This window comes from Salmonella sp. 32120201201600049SM, from assembly GCF_017572835.1.
Lineage (GTDB): Bacteria > Pseudomonadota > Gammaproteobacteria > Enterobacterales > Enterobacteriaceae > Salmonella > Salmonella enterica.
The window spans coordinates 25,000-39,492 of record NZ_JAGESA010000009.1 but is presented as its reverse complement, the minus strand read 5'-3'; the positions used below and the strand labels follow the sequence as shown (position 1 = coordinate 39,492).

Annotated in this window: 13 protein-coding genes and 1 pseudogene; all 14 read right to left on the bottom strand. The window is 54.3% G+C overall.

Annotated features, from left to right (window positions below; translation table 11 throughout):
* Positions 1 to 4: 4 nt before the first annotated feature.
* Positions 5 to 463 (bottom strand): DcrB-related protein, encoded by a 459-nt coding sequence (locus tag J4650_RS16940; RefSeq protein ID WP_023993995.1) that lies wholly within the window; start codon positions 461 to 463, stop codon positions 5 to 7.
* Between the two features lie 59 nt (positions 464 to 522).
* Positions 523 to 2,754, bottom strand: a complete 2,232-nt coding sequence (locus J4650_RS16935; protein WP_023993996.1) for a type VI secretion system Vgr family protein — start codon at positions 2,752 to 2,754, stop codon at positions 523 to 525.
* A 396-nt stretch (positions 2,755 to 3,150) separates the two neighbouring features.
* Positions 3,151 to 3,672 (bottom strand): DUF2778 domain-containing protein, encoded by a 522-nt coding sequence (locus J4650_RS16930; protein WP_023994364.1) that lies wholly within the window; start codon positions 3,670 to 3,672, stop codon positions 3,151 to 3,153.
* A gap of 23 nt (positions 3,673 to 3,695) precedes the next feature.
* Positions 3,696 to 4,112 (bottom strand): DUF2195 family protein, encoded by a 417-nt coding sequence (locus tag J4650_RS16925; RefSeq protein ID WP_000759642.1) that lies wholly within the window; start codon positions 4,110 to 4,112, stop codon positions 3,696 to 3,698.
* Positions 4,109 to 4,204 (bottom strand): annotated as a pseudogene (locus J4650_RS22870) (hypothetical protein); the annotation flags it as partial. The pseudogene J4650_RS22870 and the gene J4650_RS16925, both read right to left, overlap by 4 nt.
* A 35-nt stretch (positions 4,205 to 4,239) precedes the next feature.
* Complete coding sequence (locus J4650_RS16920; RefSeq protein WP_001684272.1) at positions 4,240 to 4,701, bottom strand: hypothetical protein; 462 nt, start codon at positions 4,699 to 4,701, stop codon at positions 4,240 to 4,242.
* The gene (locus J4650_RS16915) at positions 4,686 to 5,156 is read right to left on the bottom strand and encodes a glucosaminidase domain-containing protein (protein ID WP_000528843.1); all 471 of its coding nucleotides are present in this window, start codon (positions 5,154 to 5,156) and stop codon (positions 4,686 to 4,688) included. Before J4650_RS16915 ends, J4650_RS16920 begins: the two co-directional genes overlap by 16 nt.
* A 42-nt stretch (positions 5,157 to 5,198) precedes the next feature.
* Positions 5,199 to 5,966, bottom strand: coding sequence for a TagF domain-containing protein (locus J4650_RS16910; RefSeq protein WP_023993997.1), 768 nt, complete (start codon positions 5,964 to 5,966; stop codon positions 5,199 to 5,201).
* Positions 5,966 to 9,835, bottom strand: a complete 3,870-nt coding sequence (gene tssM, locus J4650_RS16905) for a type VI secretion system membrane subunit TssM (protein ID WP_208231561.1) — start codon at positions 9,833 to 9,835, stop codon at positions 5,966 to 5,968. The genes J4650_RS16910 and tssM overlap by 1 nt, the downstream gene beginning before the upstream one ends.
* A 33-nt stretch (positions 9,836 to 9,868) precedes the next feature.
* Entirely contained in the window at positions 9,869 to 10,300 is a 432-nt protein-coding gene (locus J4650_RS16900; RefSeq protein WP_023166851.1) for a putative Shiga-like toxin A subunit, read from the bottom strand.
* A gap of 201 nt (positions 10,301 to 10,501) precedes the next feature.
* Positions 10,502 to 11,275, bottom strand: a complete 774-nt coding sequence (locus J4650_RS16895) for a Rap1a/Tai family immunity protein (protein ID WP_023993999.1) — start codon at positions 11,273 to 11,275, stop codon at positions 10,502 to 10,504.
* Between the two features lie 4 nt (positions 11,276 to 11,279).
* Positions 11,280 to 12,584, bottom strand: coding sequence for a type VI secretion system protein TssL, long form (tssL, locus tag J4650_RS16890; protein WP_000132483.1), 1,305 nt, complete (start codon positions 12,582 to 12,584; stop codon positions 11,280 to 11,282).
* Entirely contained in the window at positions 12,581 to 13,924 is a 1,344-nt protein-coding gene (gene tssK, locus J4650_RS16885) for a type VI secretion system baseplate subunit TssK (protein ID WP_000118732.1), read from the bottom strand. Before tssK ends, tssL begins: the two co-directional genes overlap by 4 nt.
* 3 nt (positions 13,925 to 13,927) lie before the next feature.
* Positions 13,928 to 14,464 carry a type VI secretion system lipoprotein TssJ gene (tssJ, locus tag J4650_RS16880; protein WP_020898423.1) on the bottom strand — a complete coding sequence of 179 codons (537 nt, stop codon included), beginning with the start codon at positions 14,462 to 14,464 and terminating at the stop codon, positions 13,928 to 13,930.
* Positions 14,465 to 14,493 lie beyond the last annotated feature (29 nt).

Sequence of the window (14,493 nt, the reverse complement as noted above, 5' to 3'; positions counted from 1 at the left end):
TGTGTTATTGTCCGGTTGCCGTGTTTTCCGGGTCCAACCTGAAACGCAGATTCTTTTTGATATCCGCCCAGCGCACCCTATCCGCTTCGGTTAACGCTGTTGAGCGGGCATAGGTCAGGGCCATCATTACCCGGCTGCTCTGTAGCACAAATACCGCCTGGTACTGATATACATGCTCATTACCCCGGATGAACTGACTCTGTATTTCCAGCCCTTCCATTTTCCCGTCAATACCCAGCCGGACAACCTGTGCTGGCGTATAACGCAGTTCCTTAACCTGCTTTTCCAGTTTTTTCATCTGTTGTTCAACCTGGGACGCCAGCTCATCACCGTCCTGCATTTTGCCGCGGCTGATAATCAGCGCCGCATCCGGATCGCTCAGGCGGATCATATTGAGGGTGCTGTCCTGGGATATATTACCGGAGAAACTCAAGATGGCTTCGTTGATATAATAGTTCGTCATGATTATATAAAATCCTTTTTGGTCTGAAAGTGTTGATAAGTCCGGCACTAAAATAAAAACTATTCTTTGGGTGGGAAAGTTTCCTTAATTACTGCTGCCATTGCTGTTTTTTCTGACTCACCAAATGTTCCTACTTTGGGTTCTCTTTTATCCATATTTAAATCCAGCTGCCCTTTTATAGTATTAATCTGACCATCGGCATCTGTTGCAGTAATATTGAACGTTTTACAGGTTACGTAAAATTCCCCCTTACTGCTCATGTACAGAACGGTGTCACCACAACTCAGAGTAATAGAATCACCCGCTGCCAGATATAACTCTTTTACCGTCTGAATGGTTTTATTTCCTCCGGCCAGAGAGGTATCGTCATACTGAACTTTATGGTCGCGGACAGCGCCAATAGTGGCTATTTCTGACTGATCAATGACCTTAACCCGATTATTCCCCACCCAGTGACTTTCATTATTATTAACTTCAATACGCTGATCTTTTTCAGCATGTAGCCAGACCTCTTCACTACCGGGTTTATCTTCAAAACGCAGAGCGTTGGCATTGGTCGGTCCGCCGCCGATAGTGTGGCTGTATATCCCGCTCTGTGTTGCCGCGCCCGGCAGTCCCCACGGCGGCATGGTGTCCTGGTTGTAGGTACGCCCCACGATGATCGGCAGATCCGGATCGCCGTTTTTGAAATCCACCAGCACTTCCTGGCCGATACGCGGGATCTGGATCATCCCGAAGCCTTTGCCCGCCCACGGGTAGCTGACGCGTATCCAGCAGGAGCTGTTTTCATCCATTTTGCCGTAGCGATCCCAACCAAACTGTACCTTTACCCGCCCGTACTGATCCGTCCAGATTTCCTGGCCCGCCGGGCCGGTGACGATGGCGCTCTGCGGCCCTTTGGTGTGGGGTTTGCTCACCGTCCGCTGCGGGCGGAACACCTCACGGGTCGGGTGCAGTTCAAAACGGGTGGAAAAGGTAAAGTGCTGGTCCTGCCCGCTGTGCTGCGCGTTGTCCTGCACAAACAGCAAGGTCTGCATCAGCAGGTATTCCTGATTGACTTCGGCAGTGGGATAGTTTTCCAGCGTGAAGGTATAACCGGTCATGAGTGTGCGGATATTCCCTCCCCCCAGCACCCGACTACCGGGGCTGCGCTGCGCTTCCATACGAATGCGCGTCAGCATCTCGCCTTCACCCTTGTCGAAGTAGTCTCCCGGCCACTCATAATGCTCGTAGGTGGCATGACCGGTTTCACGCGGGTTTGCCACCGTGTTTGCCAGCAATGAACGTGGCTTCGTAAAATCGAAATCATCCAGCACCCACTGGCCAGTCCGCAGACTCTCGTTTGCCGTGATAGTGTGGATAAACTCCTTGTCCAGCTTCAGCCCTTCCTGGTGCCACTCGACCAGCGGCGAGTCCGGACATGCTTTGTGGGCGCTGATGGCATCCGCCAGCACCAGCGTGTGGCTGTCCTCGCTGTGCTCAAACCACCAGTAGATGCCCCACTCCTGCATCAGTCGCTGAAGAAAATCAAAATCAGTTTCACCGTACTGCACCTGCCAGGTGCGTACTGGGTAGCTTTCCACCAGCCGCTTTTCCACCGGGTAGGGGTATTCCGCCAGCACTTCATCCAGAATATCCACCACGGTTTTATTCTGGAATGCTTTGTAGTCGCTGGTATGGGTCAGCAGTTTTACCCACGGCTCCATACGCAGCTCATAGGTAACCGAACGCCCTTCATGGCCCACCACCCGCGCCGCCGTGACCAGCCCGCTGATATGTCGTTTACCGCCACCATCCAGTTCGATGTTGACGCACAGATCTTTGCCCACCATCGGTTTGAGCGGCAGGTTGGCCGCCGGGGAGACATAGCCCAGATTCAGGGTGTCGGGCGTTTTTAGCTGTACCACATAGCTGAACAGTTCACTTAATGTTTCGCCGCCGTCCAGGCTGGCGAACAGTAATGCGCCCGGCGGTACGGCGCTGCCGCTGACCGTCACATTATGCGCCCCCGGCCCGCCTGCAACAGCGGAGACGATGGCCGATACCGCATCCTGCGCCATACCTGCGGCGGCGGCCTGCGCCGCTGCCACCGCGGCTTTCACCAGTCCTGATGGCTCCGGCAATGCGCCAAACAGCGATCCCGCAGCCTGTTCCACGGCGGCTTCTGCCGCATCTGCCACGCTTCCGGCGACTGAATCTGCGGTGACACCGCCACTTTCTCCGGTTATCGGCGGCGTGGTTGTCGTCAGCCCTCCCATACCGGATTTATTATTTGTGGATACAAAACTCATGGTAGTGACTCCTTTAATACCGGATTAAAATAAATAGACTCACCGTCAGGAAACAGTGCCCCGCACTTTATAATGCAACCAGCCTGTTATATTTAAATATTTACCAGAAGAACAGGGTATATTGCTGACAAGAGCCATGAAAATAAAAACACAAAAATTAGCACATAACATAAATACTGAATTACATAAATAAGGAAATGAACATAACAATATTATGATTTTATTTTTATTACGCTTACCAGATTCGCATTGCATTTTATAGAAATTTGATTAATAACCAGTACACCGCCAGTCATATACTTTATCATTGGTGCTCATTACTTATCTGGCCACCATTGTAATCATTGTCAACCACAGCACGTTCAGACACGATAATTTCAGCCGGTTTTAACGGTATTATTGTTTTGTTCCACCATTCGTTTGCTGACCAGAAACATACTTAACATTAACCGTAAATGTCTTTTCACCATTTTCTTTTTCCGTCTCCTGTTTCAGAATACGGAAAAAAACCGGTTCCACTTCAATACAACCATGGCTGTAACCTTTGGTGGAATCATGGATATAAAAACCACCCCGCTTGCCCCCACAGGCTTTTCGGGTCTTCTCATCCGCTGATTCCAGCCGGATACGGTTATATCCCCAGTTAGCCCAGTACATCTCACATGTTCCGGCAGCCTGGCCTCGCGGAATGGTACTCCAGCCCCATGATGGTCCCAGATCACAATCCGCAGCATTTCTTATCGGTGCCTCCCCCTGAAACTGAATAAACAATTTATAATTCCCTTCCGGTATCGCCGCATCCGGCACACACTGTTTATCTGGCCACTGTAAATCCGGTAACCCCGTGGTCGCCTTAAATATCCCGATACCAGGCCATGTCAGCTTTTGCCCGTCAAAAGTCAGTCTTACTGCCATCATCTTCTCCCTGACTATTCTGTGTATTACAGCGGTGGTGTACAACGTATCATTAGCGCCAGCTTCTGATCCCGTACAGACTGGTTATCCACCGATAATACAAAGCTGAAAGGATAACGTCCCTGCATCTTCGCCAGTGAGATATTCCCCTCCTGAAGGGAATATGCACTTCCGCGTCCGTAACCCTCAACATCCTGCGCCAGTAAGCTGGTATAGTTGATTAATGTTGAGAAACAGCCACATTCACCGGTACTTTTTTTCAGTGTGACCGTTGTTTTCAGAATGGTAAGGTTATCCATTTCCTGACGATGAACGGGATGGATATCCACACACTCCGCCAGCGGGTTATCAATGTTTACATCTGTTTCGCCCCAGGCAAATACGGGCAGGAACATTCCTGCACAGGCAGACATAAACAGAACCTCTACAGCGTACTTTTTCACAGCATCTGACCTCTATTTTCTTCATCCACCAGCCGCAGCGCATCCACATACCGCCCTTCACTGTTCTGCTGCCAGAACCAGCCTTGTCCTGGCAGGTAACGTATGCCCGGTAGATCCAACTATCCCGCTATTCATCTGTACAGCCCAGCCCCCGGCGCTGTACCACTTCACTGGCAAATGTCGCGCCAGTTTTTTTCATTATTTCTTGTTGTATTTTTTGCAACTGCGGAAATATAATTCTCTCACATTTATTTATTTCCCATATATCACCAGTTTGAGAACTTACTGAAAACAGTCCCCAATAATCGATTGCTCCGGCAGTCGGTGTATCATAACCAAGGCTAAAATCATAATATCCCGGATGGGGAGGATTTCCGTGTTTATCCTGCAAATCACCGTCAACAAAAACGCCATCCAGCGATAAATCATATTTTTGATATTTAAGTGCAATAATGAGTAGTTTTTCTGCCTGTACTTTCGTCATTCCACCGCGATTTATATCTGACAAATTAAATTCAGATACAACCACTTGGGCATAACAGACCTCAGATATAAAGAGAAAAAAAACAAGCATTATTTTACGGGGCATGCTATTCTCCGACCCACCATAATAATTATTCCAGCAGTTATCCTGGCGTAATTATCCGTACCACCAGTAATATGAGATCCTGAATTAAACCCAGCAGCTACCAGAGCTTCAGAGAAGGCCAGAGCATCTTTTTTCCCCCGAACAGCGTCACCATACTTGACAGCAAAAGATCGCGCACAAACTGAAAACGAAGAAAAAATAGCCACCCAAGTTTTGTTACTATCCTTTGGATGAACCCGACCTGACTGAAATGATGCAGGAGCCTGGAGAGAAAAGTAATTATTATATTCCCTGGCAATACGACCTGTACCATATTGACTTTCGGCAGCAGCAAGACCCAGTATATTCTCTACCGGTACGTCAAGCTCTTTTGCAATTATCTCACAAACCTTCATGTGCTCCTGGACAAATCTTACCGCACCCACGTTATTACACGCTTTATCATAATTACCCATTTCTTCATTCCTTAGCAGGTGTTTTTAAAACCACCATGTTCATTATTTCTCCGCCAGTCGCAGCGCATCCACATACCGCCCTTCACTGTTCTGCTGCCAGAACCAGCCTTGCCCCGGTGTTGCCTGCCCCAACGTCTTACCCGGCCAGCCCGGCCACGGCAGATAACGCACGCCCGGCAGTTCTACTACCGGTGCTTCATCCGGCAGCCCAGTCAGTTCCCGGCTGAGCTGCGATGTTCGTCGTAACCCGCGCAGCCACTGCGCCCACCACGGCCCCGGCTGCCATATCACCCATAGCTGGTCCACCTGCTCCGTCAGCCGCCCGCGCCGCATCGTGTCCGGCGTGATATGCTGCGCCGCCAGCCTCGCCAGCCAGTACAGCCAGCCCTGCGTCTCCTGCAAACTCTCGTCCAGCCACTCCCGACCGCAGCGCTGGTAAATCACCAGCGGCCACGGGCGTCCCACGCTATCCCGTGACGCCATCAGCACTCCGGTCAGCCAGTCCGTCGTCCCACCCATCGGCAAAAATCCCGGCGACATCACAAAGCTCCACGGCAGCGGATGGTGTTCCGGCGCGGGCATATCATGTTCGCCACGCGGCGACAGGTGCATCCAGCCGTCACGCTCTTCATCGGTCGTCTGGCCTCCCGGCAACACGATATGCCGCCCGCTGCCCACCCACGTCTGGCGGTTCAGCCAGTCCTGCCATATTCGTCCCTCTTCAGCGCCCACTCGCCAGCGCACATAGTCGCGCTGGTCCGGCAGCCTGCCGAACATCGCCGGGGCTGATACCACTGCTGGCCGGCGCATTACAGCGCCCTCGCCGGGCAACTGAAGTTCTGCAACAGCTCCCGGCTGACCGGGTTAAAATCCCGCCCGGCGGTGATTTCCAGCACCACCCGGCGACCGTCAAAATCATATTCCACCAGTTGACGCCCCCGCACCGCCGTTTCCTGTACCATTCCGGCGTCCAGCAGATGAAACAGCGCCCACGGCCCGCCGGTCAGTAGCGTTGAGGTGTCCTGGCGAATACGCGGGCTGGCGGTGATTTCCGCCATCGAGCCGTTGCGCGGTCCCGGCCACGTTACTTTCAGGGGACGGTCCGGACCATGGGCGTAGCGCAGCACCTGACCATCGATATCAATCACCAGTTCCGTGATGGCCGGGTCCATATCCACCACGCTAATCTGCATCGACCAGGAAAATTTTTTCCCGCCCTCGCTGTTAAAAAATACGCTGCGGATCTGCTTCGCCTGCTGAAACGGCGTCAGATCCGGCCCCTGCAATGTCATGTTGCCTTCGGTCGGTTTGTAGCGCCACGGGTCGCTGGCGGTGTCCGCCAGCGGAGCCAGTTGTTTGCTCCAGAAAGCATCCAGTACGCCGCCGCTGGCGAAGATGCGGTTAAAGTCCTCGGCGCTGACCTCCTGCGGACTGTCGGCGAACGGATAGCGCCCGTCGATGGCGTCACGGCAGTCGTCGCCCATCATCGCCTCCATCTGGGTGTTCAGCACGTCGCCGGTCCCGGCGTTGATTTTGCGCGTTCCCTGCTTCGTCAGATCCAGCAGGATGTTTTTCAGCGGCGCAGGCAGTTTCGCCGCCTCCAGTTGCAACTTGTCTGCGGCAGTAATGCGCGCTGGCAACGTCCCCGCCGCCAGCGCGCTATCAGCAATGGTCAGTTGGGTGTAATACTCGTTGAGCATGGTCAGCAGCGAAGCGATCTGCATCGTCCCACCGCCGCTCTGTCCGCCGTCCGTCCGCCCGGCAATGACCTCGCGCAGCGCGGCGAAACGATCATCCACCAGCGTTTTTTCCAGCCGTTCTTCCGGGTGAATATCCTGGAACAGTTTTGCCGTCTGTACCACTTTCCCCGCGTTACCGGATGCGCGCTGCGCCAGTTGTTTCTGTCTGGCCTGCGGGTCCGGCGGCGGCACCAGCGTGGTCTGCTCCACCACCGCTTTTCCCAGCCGCATCAGCGGTGAGTCCGGCGACGCCAGGGTGCGCAGCACCTGTAAATCATAGGCCAGGCCGGAACTGCCCTCTTCCCCGGCACTGTTGATACTATGGATACTGTCCAGAAAATCCTGCCAGCGGCGGGCATATTCCGTCAGGTACAAACGGCGGACTTCGCGGGCGACAGACTGCTCCTGCCCCGGTATCTGGCTGCGCAGGCTGTCAGTCAGCTTTTTTGGCGTACTCTCCCGGCCCATCACCCAGCCATCGTTCGCCGTCGCCGCCGCCACAAATTCCGGTAATCGTTTGTCGAACAGCTCCCGGTATCCTTCACGGGTAAAAATACCCGGCACGCCCCGATCCAGCGGCGCGCCGTTGCTACGCACAAACACCGTTCCCGCATCCGCGCCGACGGCGCGTACCAGCGTGAACTCCTGCGGCGCTTCGCTCTCCATTGCCGCCAGCGCCCGCGCGTAGATACGCTCGGTACTGGTGTGACCGTCGAGGAATGCCCGCGCCTGGCGGATCAGCGCCTCATCTTTCTCATACGGTGAATGCACCACCCGGCTGCCGTCAAACAGCGCTTCGATATGCGTCAGCACGGCGGCGCGCCCGCAGAACCCGGCCACGCTGTCGCTGTTCCCCAGATCGTTAATCACCCACGACTGGATCTCCGCCGCGTTGTATTTATCTTCGTGATCTTTATCCAGATTCAGTAGCAGATAGATGCGCAGGGCATCGTAGGCCGCTTTACTATCCTGACGGGCAATGGCGTCCGCCAGCACATACTCCATCCGTTTCACCAGCGGCGGCAGCAGCAGTTGATCCAGCAGACGGTTGTACAGCGACGCCACGCTGTCGGTTACCGGCGGTACGCTGTACAGGCCGTAGCGCCAGGTCAGCGGCGGCGCGTCCGGGTCCAGTTCCGGCCAGGCGGACAGTTCCCTTGCGCTATCCAGCAGTGCCGGGACGGGAGCCATCGCCGGTTTACCGGTGTAGGCTTTCACTTCACCGTCCAGCCGGGTCGCGCGGGCGCTGATTTCATTCAGATAGTCGCCGTTGGTCTGCTGGCTGGTCTGCATCCCCTGCCACAACAGGAATGCCAGCACCAGTACCAGCAGGTGCCCGCCGAGGCGCAGCAGGCGGTAACGCCAGGCCCACTGGAGGTTTGGCTCCACCAGGTGCGCTTCACGGAAAATAAACTGTGTCAGCAGGTCATGCAGAAAGTAGCTGCGGTTGCCGTCCGGCAGAGCGTGTGGGAGAGAGGCGGAGGATTCGCCACGGGCGGTTTTTATCGCCCGGACAAAGCGCTGCCAGATACTCAACTGGTCGGCCACGGCGTCGGCCTGCGCCTGCGCGGCGCTGGTGAAAAACACCCCGCGCAGCGTGTTATTCAGTTGCGTGGCATCGAATTTTGAATCGAGGAAGATCTGTTCAATAGCCTCCAGCAACGGCTCGCCGAGGGCGGCGAACTCACGCGGGAAGGTATACAGCCGCTGGCGGCTTTTAAGGTCGTACTCTTCCTGTAACCGGGTATCCAGTCCCTGATCCAACCGCAGCGTCAGGCGCGCCAGCTCCTGCGCGCAGGCGGCGTGCAGCGCCTGCGGGTCGCCCGCTTTTCGCCTGCGGCTGTACGGCAACGTGAAGCCCCAGATTTGTGCGCGAAGATGGCTGGTCAGCGTGCGAAAATACTCGCTGAACCCCGGCAACAAATCCATTTTGGTGACCACCAGATAGACCGGAAAGCGAATCCCCAGGGTCTCGCGCAGTTCTGCCAGTCGCGCCCGCAGAGCGGCGCAGGCCGCCAGGCGTTCCGCCGGTGACTGTGCGGTTAAATCCGCCACGTTTAGCGTCAGGATCACGCCGTTAAGCGGCGCGCCGGGGCGATGTTTACGCAGCAGACCGAGAAAGCCCTGCCACTCTCCGGCGTTACGCTGCGCGGCGCTCGCTTCACCACCGTCATCGTGGCGGGCGTAGCGTCCGGCGGTATCAATCAACACCGCTTCGTTGGTAAACCACCAGTCGCAGTGTAGCGTGCCGCCACCCGGCACTGTCAGGATACGCGAGGTCTGCTCCATTTGCTCCGCCAGCGGGAACTGCAATCCGGTGTTCAGCAGGGCCGTGGTTTTGCCATCGCCGGGACTGCCGACCACCATGAACCACGGCAGCTCATACAGAAAGCGTTTTCCCTCGAAGATTTTACGCCAGCCAGGCATATCCACCCGCAACTGCCGCAGCTGCCGGATGGCCTGCGTGACAATATGGTTGACGGTGCGCAGGTCGGCTTTGATCTCGCCTGCCACCGGTACCTCTTCCCCGCGCGGATGCAGGAAGCGACGCAGCAGTTGTTCATCCATACGCAGCGCACGCCACAGCCGGTACAGGCCGTACAGCGCGTACATCAGCAGGATGAAACCAATCAGGGTCAGGCGGACCCACAGCGGCGCAAACGGATGGACATCGCCCAGGGCCAGCAGCGGTGTGACGAAGCCAATCGCCAGGCACAGGACACTGATGCCGATGATACTCATCGACCAGTTGACCAGCCACAGTACCAGCAACATCAGCAACAGGGCAATGGTCACCACCCGGCTGCCCACGGAGGCCAGCGGGCGCAGGGTATCAAATGACACCAGCGGCCCGACAAACCAGACCAGCAGCGCCAGAACCAGAACGCCCACAATCGCCAGCGCGCGCCGGGAAAAAAGCAGACTAAGAAATTTTTGCATTATATTTCGACTCGCCACCCAATAATCAATATTTTAAAATTCCCTGGATAAAGTAATATAACCATTAAATCTTACAGAACACTCATCAGCATTCATGAAGCTGGATGCAATGAAAATATCTTTTTCTTTATCTTTGTTAATATAGGTATATTTTGCCACGATAGATTTAACCTGATTTTCATAATAACTATCGAAATAGGATTTTTTATCTAATATTGCCACTTTATTTTTGGCCTTATCTTTTTCATAATCCATCCTGGCCAGAGATTCTGCATAGACCTTAGATACAGGTGAGATATCAAGAATCTCTACCTTTGTTTTATCCTTTATAATAGTAGCGACATCTATATTCAGGTCATTTTTTATGGCATCAAATAATGATGACTCCATTGATGCTCCAACCGTAGCACACCCATAATCGTGCGCATAAGAAATGGCAGGAATACCCACCAACAAACAGACCATTATCTTAAACATATCAATCCCTTACTACCAAGACTTTACCACCAATACTTATCTGAACTGGCAGCGATAACATTATCACAGGGTATACCTGTCATACTTCAGGCTGCATGTGCGTTGGCTTTCTTCGCTCACCCCAGTCACGAACTAATGTACGTTCCTGGGGATTCACTCCCTTGCCGCCTTGATGCAACTTGAATGATTTTATATCTTACAGGTATACTCTATTAATTTATTTATGATAAGTTCAGCCGCGCGAGAATTCAGTTCCTCATTGGTTTTATTTTTAAGAGAAACATAGACTAATTCATTTAATGTTAGCGTCTTAAATAAAGCGTATCCACACCACAGTTTGTTCTCTGTCGCATCCTCCACGCCGAGCAGATAGACACCCGCCCTGAGTTTATCCCGTTGATTACCAGACACCCAAAATTTAAAAAAGTCATTACCTGAAAGATTAAGCGCATCCGGAGTCAGGGATAAAATGGGAGATGACCGGGAAGCAATTTTTACGGAGGGTTCAGTCCCCTGACAGGGGAAATTTTTAACTAATGCTTCCTCTATCAGCACCGAAGCTCTTGCATCAGGCTTTTTCACAGAGTACCGATCAAGCCAGGCCAGCACAGTATGGTTTATTGTTATACTGTCAACCTGACCATATCCACACCACGTCTTACCTTCTGTGGCATCCGCTACCCCCAACACATACATCAGTGTATTATCTTTTTCCTGTAAGTTATCACTGGCATAAAATCCCAGAAAATCCCGTATACTGAGGTTGACATTATCGGGGGAAATGAATCCTGCGTTAATCAGGGACCCGGCAAAAACGCCACCGGGTAATAAACAACATAAAATGATCAAAAAAACACGGATAGATCGTTTTATGTGATATGTCGCTGAGATCCGATAATAATCCCCCGTCACGCCACATACTGCCGAATGATGAGACACATCATAGGTTGATTTTTTCATCATTCATTCACTCCACTACCAGAATTTCCACCCGACGGTTTTTCGCCCGCCCGGCTTTACTGCCGTTATCCGCCACCGGCACCGTATCGCCCTTGCCGACGATATGTACCCGTCCGGCAGGTACGCCGCCGGAGGTCAGCAACGCCGCAACTTCCGCCGCCCGTTTTTCCGACAGCACCAGGTTGGATGGGAATTCAGCCGAATGAATGGGCTGGCTGTCAGTGTGACCCGTTACAGTGACTGCGCCGCCCACGCGGGCGATTTCCCGCGCCGCTTTGTTAATCACTGGCCGGATTGCGTCACTCACCGTTTTCTGTCCCGGCACAAACATGGCGTCGCCACGGAAGACCACCCTACTGTGCTGGTCATCTTCGTCCACGGTCAGCAGGCCACGGGCGATTTCGTTTGCCAGCAGGATTTTCAGCCGCAGCTTATGAACCGGCACGGGCGGCGGCGGCAGTTTTATACCAATCGCATCAATATGCTGTTGTACGGTGACGGTCTGCACATCCATCCGGTGGCTGTAAAGGCCAAACAGCGTCAGCATCGCCAACAGGGCTATCCCGGCGCTCAGCCAGACCGGCACCCGGCGCATCCGCCGCAGTCGTCCGCTTATCGCCCCCTGAAAGTCAGGCGAGAGCGCGGGCATGACCGGATCGCGACGCTGTGAAAGCTGTGTCAGCAGTTGCTGACGAATATTGTCCAGTTGCTTACGCCCGTCTGGCTGCACGCTGTAGCGGCCTTCAAATCCCAGCCCCAGCAGGTGGTAGATAACCTCCAGTACGTTGCCATGTTCCTGGAAGCTGGCCGCCAGACGCCCGATGATCTGGAAAAGTTTTATCCCGCCTTCGCTTTCACCATGAAATGTTACCAGCAGGCTTTTTCCGGCCCAGACGCCGCGCCGTCCCCAGGTTGTGTTATTGGCGGCTTCATCAAGCGCCGTACACAGGCAGTAACGTACCGCCAGTACGTGCTCGCGCCGCAGGTTCGCCTGATCGCATAATGTCTGGTACAGATGCATCTCGCGTACCAACAGATTACGGTAAGGCTCTACCAGGGCCGCATCCAGTTTAGCGGGCATGGCTGCGAGAGCGCACAATAAAGGCCGGGCAGCGGCGAGCAACGGGTTAGCCGCCGCGCTGATTTCAGCCAGCCGGAGTTTGCTGTCCGGACCGTCTTCAACGATGACATTGAGTTCCGTGCGCTGGCTGGTGTGTACCGGCGTTTCATATTCACTGTCCTTATGCTCCGGCGTGGTGGACAAAAAGGACATCATGTCCGCCGCTGGCGGCGTCAGGGTACTGTCTGTCATTTATCGCGCACTCCCCACAGTTCTGTCTCCAGCCCCGGAAATTCCCCGGCGGTATGCATGGCCATCCCGCCGTAACGGGCAATGTGTTCCCACAATGCTCCCTCGCGGCGGATGTCGTAATAGATGTATCCGGCCTGAAACGGGATTTGGCGCGGTGGTACAGGCAGAACCTGCAAAGCCAGCCCCGGCAGATGCGAGCGGATCAGTTCCGGCAGGCGATCGGATGGCCCGATTTTGGTCTGGGCGGCAAAATGTTGCAGTAGCACATCGGTCGGCATTGAAGCCTTTATCGCCAGCACCAGCGTGCTGAAATCGGCAAGATCGGAAGGAGCCACCACCGCATTCAGGATGCCGTAAGTCCCCTCTTTCAGCTCGATGCGCTGCGCGCCCCGGATCAGTACCGCATTCAGCAGGAACTGCACCTCATCAACCAGCGATTTCAACCCGGCATAGGGCGTCAGGTGTTTGTACTCTTTGTATTCAGCGGGCCGTCGCGTTTGTGGACGCACATAGGTGGAGAGTTCCCCGGCCAGTTCGGACAGGTAGCGATACAACACTTCCGGGGCCAGCGGGGTTTTCGCCAGGTGAGTCAGCAGCGGCTCAAAGCGATTGAGAATTTGCAGCAGCAGGTAATCGGAGACCTCCGCTGCTTCATGGCCGTGGTTGTCGCTGCCGGTCAGCCGTTCCGCCAGCGAATCGGCCCGCATCCGGATGAGATCGTTGATCCACGACAGCCAGGTACACATCAGTGAACTGGCCTGATAATTAATGATGGGCGGGATCAGGTCGTGGTCGATATCTATCCGCCCGTCAGGGTTCAACCCGGTGATGCGGGTCAACGGCAGGCCAATCCAGGCGCCCGTCACCGCTTTTTCCGGCAGCAGCCGCAGGCGCAGGTGACTGAGCTGTAATAACTGCGCGCCACGTCCCAGCGAGTTGGCGTCGCGGATGTCGTGTTCATGTACCGAGAAACGCGCCAGTGATTCCGGGTTATTGTCAAACGTAGTTTCTTCGCTGTTCGGCGCGCGTACCGGTACCGCCAGACAAATCTGCTGGTTCAGGTGCTCCGGCAGGATGGTCAGCGGCGGCGGCAGCGGGGTGTGGTCCGGTGCGTTAAACGGCGTGCCGTCAGGAAAAATCCCTGATGCCTCTTTCAGTATCAGTTTACCGATGTTCAGCGCTTCGCCATCAATATTGTAGTGGCTGAATCCCCAGAAAAAGGGGGTCAGCGGCAGGCTGCGGTAATGCATGACGTGTTCCAGATAACGCTCTTGCTGCTGAAACATCTGCGGCAGTAAAAATTGTCCTTCACTCCAGACTACGCGGTCATTCCAGCTCATAATTCATTTATCCCGTTCCGTAATTACAATGGCGCTTTGTTCCAGTTCCGCCTCCAACTGCACTTTTCCTTTCCCCGGTATGAAGCTGCTGTACCAGGCTTTTTCCGGGGCTTCCGGGATTTTGTAGGTTACCCGCCAGACCGATTTGGCCAGGTTACGGTATCCGGCCAGTACGCCGATTGCCGTGGTCTGCGCATTCAGCGGGCGACGCAGTTTTTTCTCTTCGCCGGGACGCAAAATAAAGCTGTCGCGACGCACTAAATCGTCGGTAAGGACGGATTTGTCGTTGTCATGGAGCGACCAGTAATCAGCTGTCGTGAAAGCGGCGTCATTTTTTAGTTCATAAACACGAATCTCAATGGGCGCGGCCTTCTTCTGATTGTCAGGATTCACCTTATCGGAGGCTTTCACGCTCAGGTCGAGTCGCTGTGATTCGAGGTCAGGTAACGCATCGCTACTGCCGCATCCGGAAAGCAGGAGCAGTACAAAAGGCATAGCTACCGCACATAACCGCCGAGTGGGGTTACGCCATTTATTCACTGTAAATTCCTTTAAAATCAAAACAATAA